The following is a 16,705-nucleotide window of genomic DNA, read 5'->3' as shown; positions in this document are numbered from 1 at the left end:
GGAAGCTAAGCCTTTCAGCGCCGATGGTACTGCAGGGGGGACCCTGTGGGAGAGTAGGACGCCGCCGAACAATCATTGTGGGAAAGCCCCGCACCAAGCCCTTCGGGGTTGGTGCGGGGCTTTTCTGCGTTTCGGGGCAGGTTGATCGTTCGTCGTGAGTGGTCGCTATGATCTCCAGCCATGAACCAGCACGTGATACGTCCTGTCCGAGCCGACGAGTGGGAGAAGGTCAAGGAGCTGCGGATCGCGGCTCTGCGGGACCCGGTGGCGGACCTTGCCTTCCTGGAGACCGAGGAGGCTGCCGCGGGCCGGCCGGATGCGTTTTGGCAGGAGCGTACCGAGGGGGCTTCGCACGGGCGGTCGGTGCGGCAGTTCATTGCCGAGGCGCCGGACGGGACGTGGAACGGCAATGTCGTGGTGCTCGTTGAGGAGGCCGGGACCACCGGCATCTTCGACGAGGACATCACCGTGCACCAGGGGCACCTGGTCGGGGTGTTCGTGCGGCCCGAGGAGCGGGGGAGCGGGCTGACCGAGGCGCTGTTCGAGGCAGCGCTGGAGTGGGCCTGGTCGCTGGAGGAGCCGGCGCTGGAGCGCGTACGGCTCTTCGTGCACGAGGAGAACGGGCGGGCCGCGGCCTTCTATCGGCGGTTCGGGTTCGAGGCGACGGGGCTTTCCGTGCCTGTGCCCACCGATACGGCCGGCCTGGAGGTCGAGTACGTGTTTCCCAGGCCGTCCCTCTAGTGCTGTGGCCGGGAAGGTTTGCCGGGTCGCGGTGTCCGGTGCGGTGCATCGCAAGGCGGAGGACCGCGCCTCGTACTGGACGTACTTGCGTGGTCCGACAACGCGGCGAGGTGCCGTGCCGGGTGCCGCGACCCGGTGAACCTTTCCGGTCACAGCACTAGGGGAGGGCCGCCTCCGGCCAGCGGGAGCGGGCCTGTTCGCGGCTGCGGCACAGGGCGAGGAGCGGGAGCGTCTCGTCCTGGAGGAGCTCCGGGAGCTGGGGGATGGGGGCCACCGCCGCCACGTCGTCCAGGACCAGGGACAGTGGTGGGTCGAGCCGACCGTGGGATGACCGTGCGGCCATGCGGCGGCCGTGCTCGACCACGTGAGAGGCGAGTGCGGTCAGCAAGGGCATCGCACCCGGGTGGGTGCGGGGGTCCTCCAGGGCTTCGCCCACCATGTAGAGGGTGCCCCCTTCGGCCGTGAACGATGCGAGGGTGAGGGCATCCGTTCGGTTCGGATTGCAGGCCTCGCGGATGTGGATCGAGGTCAGGCAGGAGAGGGCACGGGCCGTCAGGTGCTGGGCCAGCTCGCGGCGTTCGGGGTGGGCGGTGAGGGCGCTCTCCAGCTCGCCGGCCGTGCCGGGGGCGGCGTGGGGGTGGGTGCGCAGGATGCGGACCGGGTCCTGGGCGTTGTTGCCCTGGGTCCAGCGGTGGAGCTGCTTGAAGGGGCGGTCGTCCAGGGCGGCGGCCTGCAGCCAGCTGCGCAGGAGCGTTTCCGCGGTGTCCGCCACCGCCGCGTCCATGCGGGCCTGGGGGCGTACGGGGGCCAGCAGGGCGATCGCGCGGGCGGCGGCGGTGTCCCGGTCGGCGCAGCCCTCGGTGGGGTTCCAGTGCATGCGGGCCGGGGTGTCGCAGAGGTGCGAGGGGTCGTAGAGGAGGACCGGGCCGAGTTTGGCGCGGGCGTCCTTGGTCTCCGCCCAGAGGGTGGGCGAGGACGTGATGATCAGTGCCGCTCCCTCTGATTCCCGGATACGGGTCGCGGCCGCGCGGAAGCGGTCGTTCGGGCCGGCGTAAGCCAGGCGGGCTCCGCCCATGGTCTGTGGGTGCGCGGCGGGGGCTGCGGCCGGGGCTTGTCGGCCCGCCGGGGCGGGGCCGCTGGGGGCGCTGCCCCCAGACCCCCGCGCCTCAAGCGCCGGCGAGGCTGAATCGGCCATGGCTGGGTGCCCGGGCGCGGCTGGATCCACTGGAGGCCGCTCCGCGGGCGGGGCTGAATCGGCCCGGGCCGAGTGCGTAGGTGCGGCTGGATCCACCCGAGGCTGCTGCGCCGGCGAGGCGAAGGGCTGCGGCGGCTCGGGGGGTGCCTGGCTCAGTGCCGCCTGGCGGGCCAGGGCGCGGCGGGACTTGGTGCGGGCGATGACGCCGATGGCGAAGACGGTGAGCACGAACAGCACCAGGAGCTGGCTGATGAACAGGCCCCAGAACAGGCCCCAGCCGGGGAGCGCGGCCGGGTCGGTGTCCGGCCAGGCGCCCGCGACGTCGTGCGGTTGCGCTATCAGGGCGCGCACGGCTCCCGGGGTCCGGGTGAAGGTCACGGTGCCGGGCCAGGCGCCCTTGGAGAAGAGGGCGGCGAGGCCCGTCGCCGACCAGATGAGGACGGCGAGGCCGAGGAGGAAGGCCAGGAGGCCGACCAGCAGGCCGTCCGGGATGCCGCCCCGCGCGGGGGCCTCCGTACGTCGCGCGTCGTGCATGGTCAGGCCACCGTGGTCGCGGAACCCGGGCCGCCGCTGCCTCGGCGGCGTTCGATGGCCAGGGCGCGCTCCTCCGCCTCCAGTTCGGCGGCCAGCATGTCGTCGTGGAGGCGGGCGGGGGTGGAGGACTCGGTCATGGCGCGGTCGGTGTAGACGAGGGGGCGTTCGGCTTCGGTGATCAGGTGTTTGACCACCTGGACGTTGCCGTTGACGTCCCAGACCGCGATGCCCGGGGTGAGGGTCGGGATGATCTCCACCGCCCAGCGGGGGAGGCCGAGGACGCGGCCCGTCGCGCGGGCCTCGTCCGCCTTTTGGGCGTAGATGGTTCTGGTGGAGGCCATCTTGAGGATGGCCGCGGCCTCGCGGGCGGCCGCGCCGTCGACGACGTCGGAGAGGTGGTGGACGACGGCGACGAAGGACAGGCCGAGGCGGCGGCCGAACTTCAGCAGGCGCTGGAACAGCTGGGCCACGAAGGGGCTGTTGATGATGTGCCAGGCCTCTTCGACGAGGAAGATGCGCTTCTTGCGGTCCGGCCGGATCCAGGTGTGCTCCAGCCAGACGCCGACGATCGCCATGAGGATGGGCATGGCGATGGAGTTGCGGTCGATGTGGGAGAGGTCGAAGACGATCAGCGGGGCGTCGAGGTCGATGCCGACGGTGGTGGGGCCGTCGAACATGCCGCGCAGGTCGCCGTCGACGAGGCGGTCGATGACGAGCGCGACGTCGAGGCCCCAGGCCCGGACATCGTCTATGTCGACGTTCATGGCGAGGGCGGATTCGGCTTCGGGGTGGCGCAGTTGCTCGACGATGTCGGTGAGGACGGGCTGGCGGTCGCGGATGGTGTCGACGACGTAGGCGTGGGCGACCTTGAGCGCGAAGCCGGCGCGCTCGTCGAGGCCGTGGCCCATGGCGACCTCGATGATCGTCCGGAGCAGCGCGAGCTGGCCGGTCGTGGTGATCGCCGGGTCGAGGGGGTTGAGGCGGATCCCGTCGTCGTTGGCGGCGATCGGGTCCAGGCGGATGGGGGTTATCCCCAGCTGCTGGGCGATCAGGTTCCACTCGCCGACGCCGTCCTCGCCCTGCGCGTCGAGGACGACGACCTGGCGGTCCTTGAAGCGGAGCTGGCGCAGGACGTACGTCTTCTCCAGGGCGGACTTTCCGTTGCCGGATTCGCCGAGGACCAGCCAGTGGGGGGCCGGGAGCTGCTGTCCGTACAGCTGGAAGGGGTCGTAGATGTAGCCCTTGCCGCTGTAGACCTCGCGGCCGATGATGACGCCGGAGTCGCCGAGTCCGGGGGCGGCGGTGGGCAGGTAGACGGCCTGCGCCTGCCCGGTGGAGGTGCGTACGGGCAGGCGCGTGGTTTCGACTTTGCCGAAGAGGAAGCTGGTGAAGGCGTCCGTCAGGGCGGACATGGGATCTCGCATGGGCGGCACTTCCCTCCAGCTAGCGTCGGATGCCGGTGGCGAACGGCAGGGTGTTGACGAAGGCGCGGTGGTGCTCGCGGTCGCACCACTCCAGCTTCAGGTAGGACTTGCCGGCCGAGGCGCGGATCGTCCGCTTGTCGCGGGCGAGGGCTTCGGGTGACCGAGAGGACACCGTGATGTACCCGACCAGGTTGACTCCCGCCGCACCGCTGGCGAGATCTTCACCTCTTTGGTCGAGCCGGCCGTGGGCGGCGATGTCGCGGGGGTCGACGGTGCGGTTCATCTTGGCGGCGCGGGAGGCGTCGGCCTCGTCGTTGGTCTTCTCCGTGAGCATGCGCTCGATGGCCACCTCGGTGGGCTCCAGGTCCATGGTGACGGCGACGGTGCGGATGACGTCGGGGGTGTGGACGAGGAGCGGGGCGAGGAAGTTGACGCCGACGGGGGTCATCGGCCACTCCTTGACCCAGGCGGTGGCGTGGCACCAGGGGGCGCGGGTGGAGGACTCGCGGGTCTTGGCCTGGAGGTAGGTGGGCTCGACGGCGTCGAGCTCGGCGGGCCAGGCGTTGCGCTTGGTCATGGCCTGGATGTGGTCGATGGGGTGGTCCGGGTCGTACATGGAGTGCACGAGGGAGGACAGGCGGCCCTGGCCCAGCGGCTGGCGGACGCGGATGTCGGCTTCGGCGAGGCGGGCGCAGATGTCGGTGAGCTCGCGGGCCATGACGATGGCGAGGCCGGCGTCGCGGTCGAGCTTGCGGCCCTTGTGGGGGGTGGCGGCGCGGGCGATGGTGTGGGCCTCGGCGGCGAGTTCGCGCGTGTAGTGCATGCAGGCGACGAGGTACGCGCGGTGCTGCTCGGAGGAGGTGGACACCATCGACTGGAGCTGGTCGTACGAGTCGCGCAGCCAGCCGGGGGCCTGGGTGTCGCCGCGCTGGGCCACGTCCTTGGCGTGCGCGTCGGGGTCGGCGGGCAGGGTGCGGGCGAGCATCTGGAGGCGGGTGACGAAGCCGTCGCCGTTGGCCACGTGCTTGAGGAGGGTGCCGAAGCGGTCGACGAGGGCTTCCTGGTCCTCGCTGTCGCGCAGGCCGACGCCGGGGCCCTCGATCTCGATGGCGGCGGTGACGGTGCGGCGGTCCGCGTGGAGGAGTACGGCGATCTCGTCGGGGCCGAAGGGGGCGGCGAGCCAGTTGATGCGGCCGATGCCGGGGGGCGGGCCGACCTCGACCTCGCGGCCGTCGGCGGCGCGGGTGCCTGCCTCGATGGCGGAGGAGCGGTAGGTGGTGCCGCGGCGCAGCGTGCGCTTGTAGCTGCGGCTGATCTCGAACCAGCGGTAGAACGTACGGCCCTTGTACGGGACGTACACGGCGGCGAGCGCGAGCATGGGGAAGCCGGCGAGGCTGACGATGCGCAGGGTGAGGTCGGGGACGAGCAGTCCGCTCATCATGCCGAAGAACGCCCCCGCGATGATCAGGGCGATCTCGCCGGTCTCGCGGTTCTTGCCGACGATCGCGTTCGGCCGGGCGCGGCCGATGAGATACGTGCGGCGGGGCGCGACCGGGTGCATCTGGTGGGACTGGGTCGTCAACGCCCGTCACCTCCTGTGTTCCTCGTACTCGAACTCGTGCGGGGTGCGGGTGCGGCGGAGGGGACAGATCCGCCGCCGGCTCCGCCGCCGGAGGTGGGGCGGCTGCTGTGGGCGGCCACGCCTCCGGAGATGGGGTTGGCGGGGCGGGGCGCGCTGTTGCCGCCGCCGTCGCCTCCGCGGTGGGCGCCGCGGCTGCTGTGGGTCTTGATGCCCTGCGAGACGAGGGAGGCCGGGGAGCTGATGACGGCGGCCGCCTGGGCGCCGTCGGTGGCCTTGCTGCGGTTCGAGCGGGCGGAGGCGATCTCGTCGCCGAAGCCGGGGACGAAGCGGTAGATCATCGCGGAGGCGAAGATCGCCAGGAGGATGATGGCGAGGCCGGTGACGACGGCGGAGAAGGCGTTGGGGCCCTTCTCGCCGGTGAGGGCTCCGGCGAGGCCGAGGACGATGACGATGACCGGCTTCACGAGGATGACGGCGATCATGATGCCCGCCCAGCGGCGGACGTGGCCCCAGAGGTTCCGGTCGACGAGGCCCGCGTAGACGACGACGCCGAGGAGGGCGCCGACGTAGAGGAGGGCGGCGCGGATGAAGAGCTCGAGGTAGAGCACGCCGGCGGCGAGGACGGTGACGAGGGCGACGACGATCAGCATGATCGGGCCGCCGCCGATGTCGTCGCCCTTCTTGAGGGCTTCGGAGAAGGAGCCGAAGAAGACGTCGGTCTGGCCGCCGGTGGCGGAGGCGATGACCTCGGTGACGCCGTCGGTGGCGGAGACGACGGTGTAGAGGACGAGGGGGGTGAAGGCGGAGGCGAGGACGGTGAGCCAGAGGAAGCCGATGGCTTCGGAGATGGCGGTGGTGAGGGGGACGCCGCGGACGGCTCGCTTGGCGACGGCGAAGAGCCAGAGGACGAGGGTGAGGATGGTGGAGGCGGCGAAGACGACCGAGTACTGCTTGAGGAAGGCGGGGTTGGTGAAGTCGACGTTGGCTGTGCCCTTGACCGCTTCGCTGAGTTTGCCGACGATCCAGGAGGCGGCGTCGGCGCAGCCCTTCGCTAGCGAGGCTAGGGGGTTGAGGGCGTCGGCCGGGTCGCTGGGCGCTAGGCCTGTACGGGGGCCTTGGCCGGAGCCGCGGTCGCAGTACTCCCGGGCCGGCCCGGCGATCAGCGCACACGGGTCGTTGCTCGCGCTCGGCGCCGGAGTTGGCGTGGGAGTCGGCGCGGCCATCGCGCGCGAGGCGAACAGGACGACCGCGGTCTGGAGGACCGCCGCGGTGGCGCCCACCCTTCGGAGCGGGAGCCGGTGACTACCGGGCATAGGTGAACCCTCCGAATTCGGTGACGGCACTGCCGATCTCGTCGGAGGTGGATACGGGGTTGTCGCCGGTGACCGGAGTGGGGCCGTCCTTCTGCGAGGTCTCGACGACCTTCCAGTCGCTGCCGTTCCACTTGAGCGTCATGGAGATCGTGAACCAGCCGCTGGTGACGGGGCGCGTGGACTTCTCGCCGGTCAGGCCGAACATGCCGACGCACCACACATCGACCGCGGCGGTCCCACTGGCGAAGTTCTTCACCTTGGCGCCGACCGGTACCGTCCGGTTGACGAAAGTGGCACCGGCCGGCGCAAGACCATCCTTCGTGAGGCCGATCTGGGAGAGCAGGCCTGCCGAGTAGTCGGCGTCGAACGCGGCCTGAAGCTTCGTCCGGCTGCCTTCCTCGGCGACCGCGTCCACGATGGAGTGGCGGCGCGCCGGGTTGAACATGCCGTCAGAACCAAGGGCGACGGCGTAGTTGGAGGCTGCCGACTGGGCGCCCTGTTGGTCCTGGGCGAACCCGGAGGCCACACCACCGTTCTTGCCCGTTACCGGGGCCGTGCCCGTGGTGGTCGTGGAGGAGGCGGCCGGGGCGTTGTCCGAGGGCTTGGCCTCCGGGGCGTCGGGGCCCTGGTTCGCGAACGCGATGGCGGCGATCAGGAGGACCACCACGCCGACCACCGTGATCAGGCTGCGGGTGGCGCGGGGGGTGCGGCGGGTGGGGCCGTACGGGTCCGCGGCGGAGTCCGGGAGGCGGGTACGGGTCTGGCCCGTGCCGCCGTACTGGTCGTCGTTGCTCATTCCGTGTCGGCCCCCTCCGCGTCGTACGACGTTAGCGCTGGTTCCCGCGCAGGCGCGGTGTGGTGATTCCTCATCAGGTACGGCCGCGGCGGCCCGGCTAGACGGCCATTCCGTAGACGATCGTGAAGAGGGTGCCCAGGGAGCCGATGATGAAGACGCCCGTGAGGCCGGCCACGATCAGGCCCTTGCCCTGTTCCGCGCTGAACGTGTCGCGCAGGGCGGTCGCGCCGATGCGCTGCTTGGCCGCGCCCCAGATGGCGATGCCGAGGCAGAGGAGGATCGCCACGGCCATGACCACCTCGATCATGACCTTCGCTTCGTTGCCGAGACTGCCGAACGGCCCCCAGTTCGGGGCGATTCCGCCGATGATGGTGGTGATGTCGCCCTTTTCGGCTGCCAGGATCATGTAACTCACCGCCCCTGTATGGGTAGTTCCGGAAGCCCGTGCCCGACGGCAGGGGTCACTCACTATCTTCGCTGATGAAACTGCCGCCGTCGTCGACTTGACGGCTCTCTTTACCCGATCTCCCGGCCCGCGCCCCGCCCGTGCGCTCTGACCTGGGCGCGGGCGGTGTGTATGCGAAAGAACGTATGGTCACTCTGTGTATCACGGGGGGTGACGCCGGGCAATGATTGTCGTCTCGGCGTACGGGTGGGGTGCGGGGACGCCGTTCGGCGTAGCCCCGGACCCCCCGCGTTTCGAGCCTCGGTGGGGCTACGCCCAGTGCGCGGGGCGGGTGAGGGTGGGGGGGATGCGGGTGGTGGGGTCGCCCTGGGCGGCGTTGAGTTGGGGCTGCGTGAGGAAGATGGTGTCGCGGAGGTCCGCGCCGCGGAGGTTGGTGTCGCGGAGGTCCGCGCCGATCAGGTCGGCCGTGCGGAGGTCGGCGCGGGTGAGGTCGGCGGCGATCAGGTAGGCGCCGCGGAGGTTCGCGCCGCGGAGGTCCGCGCCGGAGAGGCGGGCGCCCATCAGGTCGGCGCCGCGGTGGTTCTTCTTGCGGCCCGGCACCTTGGCCCGTACGAGCTCGCTCGTCTTGAGGAGGAGGGTGTTGATCTCCTGGCGGAGGGCGTCGACGTTCAGGGTGGCGAGGGTGTCCGCGTCGGCCCGGGTCCATTCGGACGCTTCCGACAGCGCCCGGCGCAGGTCCGCGTGGACCGGGGCGGCGTCCGGGAGGGTCAGTGCCGAGGAGACGTAGAAGAGCAGCTCGTGCAGCTGGCGCATGATCGGGAAGGCGTCGAACATCCGGCGGGCCGTGTCGGGGTGGGTGCGCCAGTCCTGGCCGCCGAAGGTGACCTGGGAGACCTGCTGGCCCGCGCCGAAGCAGTCGAAGACCGTGCAGCCCTGGAACCCCTTGTCGCGCAGCCGGGTGTGGATGCCGCAGCGGAAGTCCTGCTGGAGGTTCTTGCAGGGGGTTCCGGCGGGCTTGTTCACCGCGAAGTCGGTGGACTTGGCGAAGGGGAGGGCCACGCAGCAGAGGGCGAAGCAGTTCGCGCAGTCGGCTTGCAGGACGGGAAGGGGGGCGGGAAGCGGGGCGGGGGTACTCGGCACGTCTTTCATTGTGACGGGTCGGGGGCGATGAGTTTCATCTGGTGGGCGGTCCACGGCACGCCGTCGACCTCTTCGACGTCCTTGAGCGTGTCGTGGGTGCGGAAGCCCAGCTTCTCGTAGAGGCGGATCGCCGCCGTGTTGTGGGCCCAGACGCCGAGGCCGAGCTGGGGGAGGTTCAGCTCGCCGAAGGCGCGGGAGACGGTGAGTGAGACGAGCGTCTCGCCGAGGCCCCGGCCGCGGGCCTCGGGGGCGATCAGTACCCGGCCGAGGCGGGTGCCGGCGATCGAGGCGTGGCCGACCGGGTCGCCGGCGGGGGTGACGGCGGTCCAGGTGTGGCGGCCGGGCTCGGCGGCGTAGGCGGTGAGCTGGGCCTCGTCCAGGGGCCAGGAGAAGGAGGGGCCGGCCCAGGTCATGAGCTCGGCGTGGCTGGTCACCCAGGTGCGGAGGAGGGGGGCGTCGTGGGTGGGGTGGAAGGGGCGCAGGGAGAGCGGCGTCGGCGGCGGGATCGGCGGCGGGGTCGGCATCGGCATTCCGTCAGTATCGGTGGGCTTCAAGTGTGTTGGGTTTGGGAGGGGTTGATCGGTGGGGGTGGGGAGGTGAGCATGCCCCTATGACTGAAGTGATCGCAGTTGGTGTCATTACCTTTCTCGCCGTGATCAGCCCGGGCGCCGATTTCGCCATGGTGGTCCGCAACAGCTATCTGTACGGGCGGCCCACCGGGCTGTTCGCCGCGGCCGGGGTCGCGGGCGGGGTGCTGGTCCACGTCTCCTACACGATGCTCGGGGTCGGTCTGCTGATCGCCTCCTCCACCGCGCTGTTCACCGCGATCAAGCTGGCGGGCGCGGCGTATCTGGTGTGGATCGGGATACGGACCTTCCGGGCGCGGGCCGAGGTGACCGTGGACCTGGAGTCGAAGCCGCAGCTGACGCGGCTGGGGGCGCTGCGGTCGGGGTTCTTGACCAATGTGCTCAATCCGAAGACGACGCTGTTCGTCGTGTCGACCTTTACGCAGGTGGTCGATCCGGAGACGGTGGTGTGGCAGCAGGCGGGCTACGGATTGTTCATGTCGGGGGCGCATCTGGCGTGGTTCGGGGCGGTGGCGCTGTTCTTCTCCAACTCCCGGCTGCGGGACCGGATGCTGAAGGCGCAGAAGGCGCTGAACCGGGCCATCGGGTCGGTGCTGGTGGGGCTGGGGGTGGGGCTGGGGTTCGCCCGCTGATCGGTGCGTGCGGGGTTCATGAGGGGCTGGTGTGGGGGGTTACCTGTCGGTAGCGTGCTGGGTATGGGCGCTGTCGAGGGGTTCTTCGAACGGGTTGATGCCGGGCGGTTCACCGCCACCGAGTACACGCGCGGGCCGTGGGACCCGGGCTCGCAGCATGCCGGGCCGCCTGCGGCGTTGCTCGGGCGGGCCGTCGAGGAGCGGGCGGGGGCGCGTACGGACATGCGGGTCGCGCGGATCACGTACGAGATCCTGCGGCCGGTGCCGATCGGGGAGCTGGAGATTTCGACCTCGGTGCTGCGGGCCGGGCGCAGCACCGAGGTGGTCGAGGCGGCCCTCACCCCGGCGGGTGGGGCCGCGCCGGTGATGCTGGCGCGGGCGCTGCGGATCCGGGTGGCCGAGGAGGTCGTGCCGGCGGTGGTTCCGGGGCCGCAGCTGCCGCCGCCGGGGGAGGTGGAGGTGACGCCGTTCTTCCCGGTGCCGTGGGAGGTCGGCTACCACTCGGCGATGGAGACGCGGTTCACCGAGGGGGCGTTCGTCGAGCTGGGTCCCGGTACGTGCTGGATGCGGATGAAGGTGCCGCTCGTTGCCGGGGAGGAGACCAGGGCGCTGGACCGGGTGCTGATCGCCGCCGACTCCGGGAACGGGATCAGCTCGGTGATGGACTTCGGGCGGTACGTCTTCATCAACGGGGACCTCAGCGTGCATCTGCATCGGCATCCGGTGGGGGAGTGGGCGTGCGTGGAGGCGCGTACGAGTGTGGACGGGGGCGGGATCGGGCTGGCCGATGCGCGGCTGCACGATGAGAAGGGGCCGATCGGGCGGAGTGCGCAGAGTCTGTTCGTCGCGCCGAGGTAGGGGGCGGGGCGGGGGGCCCCGGCGGGGCTGGGGGTGTCCCGCCTGTGTGTGCAGGTGCGGGTTGGAGATCGGGGCTCCGCCCCGGGCCCCGCGCCTCAAACGCCGGCGAGGCTGGGAGTGCTCTGGGTGTGCAGGTGCGGGTTACAGATCGGGGCTCCGCTCCGCGCCCCGCGCCTCAAACGCCGGCGGGGCTGGGAGCGCTCTGGGTGTGCAGGTGCGGGTTACAGATCGGGGCTCCGCCCCGGGCCCCGCGCCTCAAGCGCCGGCGGGGCTGGAATCGCCTGGGACTGGGTTTCGGGGAGGGGGGCTGGACGGTGGTCCTGTGGGGCGTTGAGGATGGGTGGGGTCGGGCGGTGGAGCAAGTGGGCTAGTACGACCGGCGACACGGGCGAATCGCGGCGGAAAGCCAGGGCCATGGGGGAGGGTTGACGGGTGCGCAGATTCTGGATGGCCGGTGGGATCGGGGTCGGGCTGTGTCTGACCTTCGTCGTCCTGCTCGTAGTGGGGACGTACTCGGCCGCGGCGGGCCTGGTGGGAGCCGGTGCGGGGGCGGGCGGTCGGGTGGGGCTCGCCAAGGGGGCGGTGCCGGCGAAGTATCAGGCGCTGGTGGAGAAGTGGGGCAACCTGTGCCCGGCCATCAACCCGGCGCTGCTCGCCGCCCAGCTGTACTCCGAGAGCGGCTGGAACCCGAGTGCCGTCAGTCCGGCGGACGCGCGCGGTATCGCGCAGTTCATCCCGGGTACGTGGTCGGGGCACGGGATCGACGGGGACGGGGACGGGGACCGGGACATCTGGGACCCGAATGACGCGATCCCCTCGGCGGCCTCGTACGACTGTGAACTGGCCAAGGACGTGGCGAGCGTGCCGGGTGATCCGGCGTCGAACATGCTCGCCGCCTACAACGCGGGGGCCTACGCGGTCATCAAGTACGGGGGCGTGCCGCCGTACAAGGAGACCCAGGGGTACGTGAAGACCATTACGACGCTGGCGAAGAGCTTTGCCCGGCCCGTGGGGCGGGTGGCGCCCTCGCAACAGGCCGCCGGGGCCATTTACTTCGCGCAGAAGCAGCTCGGGACGCCGTATCTGTGGGGTGGGAACGGAACCCCCGACCAGGACGGGCGGTTCGACTGCTCGGGGCTGACCAAGGCCGCGTACGAGACGGTGGGGATCGAGCTGCCGCGCGTCGCCAATGACCAGTACAACGCCGGGGCGCATCCTTCGCGCGACCAACTGCTGCCGGGCGACCTGGTGTTCTTCTCCGATGATCTGACGAACTCTCGGGAGATCCGGCACGTCGGGCTCTACGTGGGCGGCGGATACATGATCAACGCCCCCTATACGGGTGCCGTGATCCGGTTCGACAAGATTGACACCCCTGATTACTTCGGCGCGACGCGCGTGACGAAGGACGGGGCCGAGGCTCTTCCGGAGCGCGCCGGGGCGAGCAGGGCGCCGTAGCAACTCTCCGTGAAGCCAAGGCCCTGAGCTGCGACGATGAGTCACTCTTCGATAACGTTGGAGTGATCATTCGGTGGAGAGTGGAACGTAGCCGCCAGAACGGGCGTTCCATGGACACAGGGGAACCACGGCAAGGGCAAGGGGCCGCATCACCATGGCTGGACTCACGACCGGTGGGCCGAACGTGGATGTCAGCCTGCTGTACGAGCTCAACGGACTTGCCCGGCAGGCCCCGGGCTGGGTGGACCGCGCCGTGAGCCTGGTCGGCGAGTACGGGATCCTGCTGGCCCTGGTGCTCCTGGTCCTGTGGTGCTGGCGAGGTGCGCGCCGGCAGGACGAGGCCACGGCCGCCGAGTCCTTCGCCGCGCTCGTATGGGCCCCGCTCGGCGCCGGGCTGGCGCTGCTCGTCAATGCGCCGCTGCGCGAATTCGTCGGGCGGCCGCGGCCGTTCCGGCAGCACGAGGGCCTTCAGGTACTCGACCCGGGCCTCGGGATCGGCCTCGCGAAGTCGGAGTTCTCCTTCGTCAGCGACCACGCGACCCTCGCGATGGCCCTGGGCGTCGGCCTGTTCGTGGCCAACCGGAAGCTCGGGCTCATCGGTATCGGGCTGGCCCTCGCCGAGGGACTGTGCCGCGTGTACATGGGCGTCCACTACCCCACCGACGTGATCGGCGGCTTCGCGCTCGGCACCGCCGTGGTCCTCGTCCTCGCGCCGCTCGCGATGGCGTCGCTGAACCCGGTGGTGCGGGCGGTGGCCCGCTCCCCGCGCGTGGGGCGGCTGGTGCGGGCCAAGGGCGGGGCGCTGCCGCGGCCGGTCGACCTGGCGCAGGCGCAGACCCCGTCGGCGGGACAGCAGCGCACGCAGGAGAGCGACCTCGCCGCCTGAGGGCGGTTCTCCACCACCGCCTGCGGGGCCTACGGGTTCACCGGTTTACGGATTCACCGGTTTACGGGGTTCCGCTTCCGTACGACTCCCAGGCGGCGATCAGGACGGCCGCCAGCAGGCACACCAGCGCCGCCCCGAAGCACAGGCGCACCGCCGTAGGGCGGGGGCGCGGGGTCATGGCTCGCGCCGCTCGTCGCCGTCGCGGCGGTAGCGGGAGCGCAGCCACAGGCCGGTGGCCACGGCCGCGGCGGCGGTGAGCCCGATGGCCAGGGCCACGTCGGCCGGGCCGTCCGCCGTGCCCACGGGCCGGGCCCAGGCGCCGGCGGCCGGGGTGAAGGCGATGAGCAGGGCCCAGAGAAGGGCCGCGAGGCGGGCTGCGGGTCCTGGCATGAATCAAGGGCATCCGCTCCGGCGGGCACCGGCCAGCCGGGCCGTCCGAACGGGCTAGATCGATTACCCCGGGGTGTGTGCCGGACCGCGACTACCCCGCGGTGTGCCGGTTGGCGTCCTTGCGGGCCAGGTCGCGGGAGCGGCGGGCCGGGCCGCTCCAGCCGCAGGTGCAGACGGCCAGGCAGAAGGATCCGCGCTCGGCGGTGGAGGTGGCGTGCCCGGTGGGTGGCTGCGGCTGTGGCCGCTGGAAGGGTACGGAGGCAAGCGGAGGGACCAGGGTCGCTTTCGTGTGCGGTTCCACGCCTCCACGGTACCCGGGTCGGGCACGGGGCGGGGCGGTGCGTGGCCCGTGACGGGAAACCCCGGACCTCGTTAAGCGGAGCGGGTGGGGGCCTCGGGCAAACAGCGGTCATGCGTTGGGGGTTGGGCAGGCGATGGTGGTTCACCAGCACAGGCGGCGGCGCGGGCGTGCGGGTGAGGTGATGCTCGCTGCCGGGGTCACCCTGGCGGTTGCGGCGACGGGCGCCTGCGCGGGCGCCGGCGGCAGCGACGACACGCCCCCCGCGGACCCGGCGGCGGTGGTCCGCGGGGCCGCCGACGCGCTGGCGAAGACGGGCAGCGCGCAGGCCCGTACGGCCATGGAGATGGCCACGGGCGGCACCCGGGTCACGATCCGGGGCGAGGGCGGGGTCGACTTCAAGCAGCGCATGGGCCAGCTGCTGGTGATGCTCCCGGCCGACGTGAAGGGCAAGGCCGAGCACCGGCCGATCACCGAGCTGCTCGTGCCGGGCGCGCTCTACATGAAGAACCGCGGCTCGGGCGTTCCCGACGACAAGTGGGTACGGGTCGACACGACGACCCTGGCCGACGGGAACCTGGTCACGGGCGGGGCCACCGATCCGCTGGTCGCGGCCGAGCTGCTGCGGGGCGCGCAGGAGGTCACGTACGTCGGGGAGACCGAGGTGGCGGGCACCAAGGTGCGGCACTACCGGGGGACCACCGACATCGGGCGGGCGGCGGGGAGCGCGTCACCGGACGTGCGGGGGGCGCTGGCGGCGGCGGCGAAAGGGTTCAGCAAGGACACCGTGCCGTTCGATGCCTATCTGGACGAGCAGGGGCGGCTGCGGAAGGTCAGGCACCGGTTCACGTACGTCAACAATGGCGTGATCGATGTCTCGTCGACCACGCTGCTGTACGGGTTCGGGACGCCGGTGACCGTCGTATTGCCCGCAAGTGCGGACATTTACGCGGGGAAGATCGCCGATTAGGGGCGGCGGGCGGGGGTGGGCGGCGCGGTCGGGCCATGGGGCGGTATCCGGAAATGGTCCATCCGTGTCATGCGCGGTGAGCCGGGGGCTCCCTACGCTTGGGGAGTCGAGTGCCGATGTCGATGACGGCAGATTGAGGTGACACGCGTGACTCCCGCTGGCGGTACGACGGTGCAGGACCACGTGGCGCTCGCCGAGATCGAGCTGTGCGGTGAGTTGATCATTGCCGCTTCGGCGGCGGACGAGGACCGGCTGAGTCTGGACCGGATCGACGAGGTGTTGTTGGGGTTGGCGGGCAGCTGACCCGCCCTCCGCCCCCTCGGGCCCGGGGCCGTCAGGTGCGCAGCAGGCGGGCGATGGCCTTCGTGGCCTCTTCCACCTTGGCGTCGATTTCGGTGCCGCCCTTGAGGGCCGCGTCGGCCACGCAGTGGCGGAGGTGCTCCTCCAGGAGCTGGAGGGCGAAGGACTGGAGGGCCTTCGTGCTCGCCGAGACCTGCGTGAGTATGTCGATGCAGTAGACGTCCTCGTCGACGAGCCGCTGGAGGCCGCGGATCTGGCCCTCGATCCGGCGCAGTCGCTTGAGGTGCTCGTCCTTCTGGTGGTGGTAGCCGTGGACGGCTCCGGAGCCCTCCGCCTCGATGGTCGTCATGTGCTCTCCCGTGTGATCGGTGTTTCGTGATCCGTGACCCGTGACCCGCAAGGGGATGCATACCCCTCACGGGTATAGGATACCGGGCCTCGGTCGCAGGGACAGGGGCCCGTGGTCCTCACTCTGCCTGATGGAGGACACTGGGGAACCGCCGGTTAGCCGTGGCAGGGGGATGCGCCTAGCATCAGCCTGACCGAATCCAATGCACCCCGAGGACCTCACGTGCGATTTCGTCTGACCCCCAGGGAGACGAGCTTCTACGACATGTTCGCCGCATCCGCGGACAACATCGTCACGGGCTCCAAGCTCCTGATGGAACTGCTCGGAGCGGACTCCTCCGCCCGGGCCGAGATCGCGGAGCGGATGCGGGCGGCGGAACACGCGGGGGACGACGCGACCCACGCGATCTTCCACCAGCTGAACTCCTCCTTCATCACGCCGTTCGACCGCGAGGACATCTACAACCTGGCCTCGTCGCTCGACGACATCATGGACTTCATGGAGGAGGCGGTCGACCTGGTCGTCCTCTACAACGTGGAGGAGCTCCCCAAGGGCGTCGAGCAGCAGATCGAGGTGCTGGCGCGCGCGGCCGAGCTGACCGCCGAGGCCATGCCGCACCTGCGGACGATGGACAACCTCACCGAGTACTGGATCGAGGTCAACCGTCTTGAGAACCAGGCCGACCAGATCCACCGCAAGCTGCTCGCCCAGCTCTTCAACGGCAAGTACGACGCCATCGAGGTGCTGAAGCTCAAGCAGATCGTCGACGTGCTCGAAGAGGCGGCCGACGCGTTCGAGCACGTTGCGAACACGGTGGAGACCATCGCGGTCAAGGAGTCCTGAACC

The 16,705-nt window shown here is 70.8% G+C and carries 19 protein-coding genes; 8 read left to right on the top strand and 11 right to left on the bottom strand.

Going from position 1 to position 16,705, the window contains the following annotated elements:
* The first annotated feature begins 180 nt into the window (after positions 1-180).
* Complete coding sequence (locus ACFWBN_RS30690; protein WP_385181935.1) at positions 181-741, top strand: GNAT family N-acetyltransferase; 561 nt, start codon at positions 181-183, stop codon at positions 739-741.
* A 157-nt stretch (positions 742-898) separates the two neighbouring features.
* Here ACFWBN_RS30690 and ACFWBN_RS30685 read toward each other — a convergent pair whose 3' ends face one another.
* From ACFWBN_RS30685 to ACFWBN_RS30650, 8 genes are all read right to left on the bottom strand, one after another.
* Entirely contained in the window at positions 899-2,470 is a 1,572-nt protein-coding gene (locus tag ACFWBN_RS30685; RefSeq protein WP_385181933.1) for a type VI secretion protein, read from the bottom strand.
* A gap of 2 nt (positions 2,471-2,472) precedes the next feature.
* Positions 2,473-3,894: an ATP-binding protein gene (locus ACFWBN_RS30680; protein ID WP_385181931.1), complete on the bottom strand. Its 1,422-nt coding sequence runs from the start codon at positions 3,892-3,894 to the stop codon at positions 2,473-2,475.
* A gap of 19 nt (positions 3,895-3,913) precedes the next feature.
* Positions 3,914-5,476 carry an SCO6880 family protein gene (locus tag ACFWBN_RS30675; protein WP_385181928.1) on the bottom strand — a complete coding sequence of 521 codons (1,563 nt, stop codon included), beginning with the start codon at positions 5,474-5,476 and terminating at the stop codon, positions 3,914-3,916.
* Positions 5,473-6,789: a hypothetical protein gene (locus ACFWBN_RS30670; RefSeq protein ID WP_385181925.1), complete on the bottom strand. Its 1,317-nt coding sequence runs from the start codon at positions 6,787-6,789 to the stop codon at positions 5,473-5,475. The genes ACFWBN_RS30675 and ACFWBN_RS30670 overlap by 4 nt, the downstream gene beginning before the upstream one ends.
* Positions 6,779-7,585 (bottom strand): hypothetical protein, encoded by an 807-nt coding sequence (locus ACFWBN_RS30665; protein WP_385181922.1) that lies wholly within the window; start codon positions 7,583-7,585, stop codon positions 6,779-6,781. The genes ACFWBN_RS30670 and ACFWBN_RS30665 overlap by 11 nt, the downstream gene beginning before the upstream one ends.
* Positions 7,586-7,682: 97 nt before the next feature.
* Complete coding sequence (locus tag ACFWBN_RS30660; RefSeq protein ID WP_008742356.1) at positions 7,683-7,991, bottom strand: hypothetical protein; 309 nt, start codon at positions 7,989-7,991, stop codon at positions 7,683-7,685.
* Between the two features lie 309 nt (positions 7,992-8,300).
* Positions 8,301-9,140, bottom strand: a complete 840-nt coding sequence (locus ACFWBN_RS30655) for a pentapeptide repeat-containing protein (RefSeq protein WP_385181920.1) — start codon at positions 9,138-9,140, stop codon at positions 8,301-8,303.
* Complete coding sequence (locus tag ACFWBN_RS30650; RefSeq protein WP_385181916.1) at positions 9,137-9,661, bottom strand: GNAT family N-acetyltransferase; 525 nt, start codon at positions 9,659-9,661, stop codon at positions 9,137-9,139. The genes ACFWBN_RS30655 and ACFWBN_RS30650 overlap by 4 nt, the downstream gene beginning before the upstream one ends.
* Before the next feature lie 80 nt (positions 9,662-9,741).
* On the opposite strand from ACFWBN_RS30650, the gene ACFWBN_RS30645 reads away from it, so the two are divergent.
* From ACFWBN_RS30645 to ACFWBN_RS30630, 4 genes are all read left to right on the top strand, one after another.
* Entirely contained in the window at positions 9,742-10,350 is a 609-nt protein-coding gene (locus ACFWBN_RS30645; RefSeq protein ID WP_385181913.1) for a LysE family transporter, read from the top strand.
* Positions 10,351-10,413: 63 nt separating this feature from the next.
* Positions 10,414-11,208, top strand: a complete 795-nt coding sequence (locus tag ACFWBN_RS30640; RefSeq protein ID WP_385181911.1) for a thioesterase family protein — start codon at positions 10,414-10,416, stop codon at positions 11,206-11,208.
* A 447-nt stretch (positions 11,209-11,655) separates the two neighbouring features.
* A complete protein-coding gene (locus ACFWBN_RS30635) occupies positions 11,656-12,666 on the top strand; it encodes an NlpC/P60 family protein (RefSeq protein WP_385181948.1) in 1,011 nt (336 codons plus the stop codon).
* 154 nt (positions 12,667-12,820) lie between these two features.
* Positions 12,821-13,552, top strand: a complete 732-nt coding sequence (locus ACFWBN_RS30630) for a phosphatase PAP2 family protein (RefSeq protein ID WP_385181908.1) — start codon at positions 12,821-12,823, stop codon at positions 13,550-13,552.
* A 174-nt stretch (positions 13,553-13,726) separates the two neighbouring features.
* On the opposite strand, the gene ACFWBN_RS30625 is transcribed toward ACFWBN_RS30630, so the two are convergent.
* Complete coding sequence (locus ACFWBN_RS30625) at positions 13,727-13,942, bottom strand: hypothetical protein (RefSeq protein ID WP_385181905.1); 216 nt, start codon at positions 13,940-13,942, stop codon at positions 13,727-13,729.
* Positions 13,943-14,033: 91 nt separating this feature from the next.
* Positions 14,034-14,219, bottom strand: a complete 186-nt coding sequence (locus ACFWBN_RS30620; protein ID WP_385181946.1) for a hypothetical protein — start codon at positions 14,217-14,219, stop codon at positions 14,034-14,036.
* Positions 14,220-14,424: 205 nt separating this feature from the next.
* On the opposite strand from ACFWBN_RS30620, the gene ACFWBN_RS30615 reads away from it, so the two are divergent.
* Positions 14,425-15,210, top strand: coding sequence for a hypothetical protein (locus ACFWBN_RS30615; protein WP_385181902.1), 786 nt, complete (start codon positions 14,425-14,427; stop codon positions 15,208-15,210).
* Positions 15,211-15,357: 147 nt separating this feature from the next.
* Positions 15,358-15,513, top strand: a complete 156-nt coding sequence (locus ACFWBN_RS30610; RefSeq protein WP_385181950.1) for a hypothetical protein — start codon at positions 15,358-15,360, stop codon at positions 15,511-15,513.
* 31 nt (positions 15,514-15,544) lie between these two features.
* On the opposite strand, the gene ACFWBN_RS30605 is transcribed toward ACFWBN_RS30610, so the two are convergent.
* Positions 15,545-15,859 carry a metal-sensitive transcriptional regulator gene (locus ACFWBN_RS30605; RefSeq protein ID WP_382642903.1) on the bottom strand — a complete coding sequence of 105 codons (315 nt, stop codon included), beginning with the start codon at positions 15,857-15,859 and terminating at the stop codon, positions 15,545-15,547.
* 222 nt (positions 15,860-16,081) lie between these two features.
* Here ACFWBN_RS30605 and ACFWBN_RS30600 point away from each other — a divergent pair, with 222 nt between their 5' ends.
* Complete coding sequence (locus tag ACFWBN_RS30600; protein WP_008742369.1) at positions 16,082-16,702, top strand: DUF47 domain-containing protein; 621 nt, start codon at positions 16,082-16,084, stop codon at positions 16,700-16,702.
* The last annotated feature ends 3 nt before the right edge of the window (positions 16,703-16,705 follow it).

This window comes from Streptomyces sp. NPDC059989 (assembly GCF_042736975.1).
Lineage (GTDB): Bacteria > Actinomycetota > Actinomycetes > Streptomycetales > Streptomycetaceae > Streptomyces.
Note: the sequence above shows the minus strand (reverse complement) of the source record. Positions and strands in the feature narration are given on the sequence as shown.

What these genes read in the sequence shown, in the direction of transcription:
- ACFWBN_RS30690 (WP_385181935.1), top strand. Translation starts at nt 181, where the DNA reads ATGAACCAGCACGTGATACGTCCTGTCCGAGCCGACGAGTGGGAGAAG.
- ACFWBN_RS30685 (WP_385181933.1), bottom strand. Translation starts at nt 2,470, where the DNA reads ATGCACGACGCGCGACGTACGGAGGCCCCCGCGCGGGGCGGCATCCCG.
- ACFWBN_RS30680 (WP_385181931.1), bottom strand. Translation starts at nt 3,894, where the DNA reads ATGCGAGATCCCATGTCCGCCCTGACGGACGCCTTCACCAGCTTCCTC.
- ACFWBN_RS30670 (WP_385181925.1), bottom strand. Translation starts at nt 6,789, where the DNA reads ATGCCCGGTAGTCACCGGCTCCCGCTCCGAAGGGTGGGCGCCACCGCG.
- ACFWBN_RS30665 (WP_385181922.1), bottom strand. Translation starts at nt 7,585, where the DNA reads ATGAGCAACGACGACCAGTACGGCGGCACGGGCCAGACCCGTACCCGC.
- ACFWBN_RS30660 (WP_008742356.1), bottom strand. Translation starts at nt 7,991, where the DNA reads ATGATCCTGGCAGCCGAAAAGGGCGACATCACCACCATCATCGGCGGA.
- ACFWBN_RS30655 (WP_385181920.1), bottom strand. Translation starts at nt 9,140, where the DNA reads ATGAAAGACGTGCCGAGTACCCCCGCCCCGCTTCCCGCCCCCCTTCCC.
- ACFWBN_RS30650 (WP_385181916.1), bottom strand. Translation starts at nt 9,661, where the DNA reads ATGCCGATGCCGACCCCGCCGCCGATCCCGCCGCCGACGCCGCTCTCC.
- ACFWBN_RS30645 (WP_385181913.1), top strand. Translation starts at nt 9,742, where the DNA reads ATGACTGAAGTGATCGCAGTTGGTGTCATTACCTTTCTCGCCGTGATC.
- ACFWBN_RS30640 (WP_385181911.1), top strand. Translation starts at nt 10,414, where the DNA reads ATGGGCGCTGTCGAGGGGTTCTTCGAACGGGTTGATGCCGGGCGGTTC.
- ACFWBN_RS30635 (WP_385181948.1), top strand. Translation starts at nt 11,656, where the DNA reads ATGGCCGGTGGGATCGGGGTCGGGCTGTGTCTGACCTTCGTCGTCCTG.
- ACFWBN_RS30630 (WP_385181908.1), top strand. Translation starts at nt 12,821, where the DNA reads ATGGCTGGACTCACGACCGGTGGGCCGAACGTGGATGTCAGCCTGCTG.
- ACFWBN_RS30625 (WP_385181905.1), bottom strand. Translation starts at nt 13,942, where the DNA reads ATGCCAGGACCCGCAGCCCGCCTCGCGGCCCTTCTCTGGGCCCTGCTC.
- ACFWBN_RS30615 (WP_385181902.1), top strand. Translation starts at nt 14,425, where the DNA reads ATGCTCGCTGCCGGGGTCACCCTGGCGGTTGCGGCGACGGGCGCCTGC.
- ACFWBN_RS30605 (WP_382642903.1), bottom strand. Translation starts at nt 15,859, where the DNA reads ATGACGACCATCGAGGCGGAGGGCTCCGGAGCCGTCCACGGCTACCAC.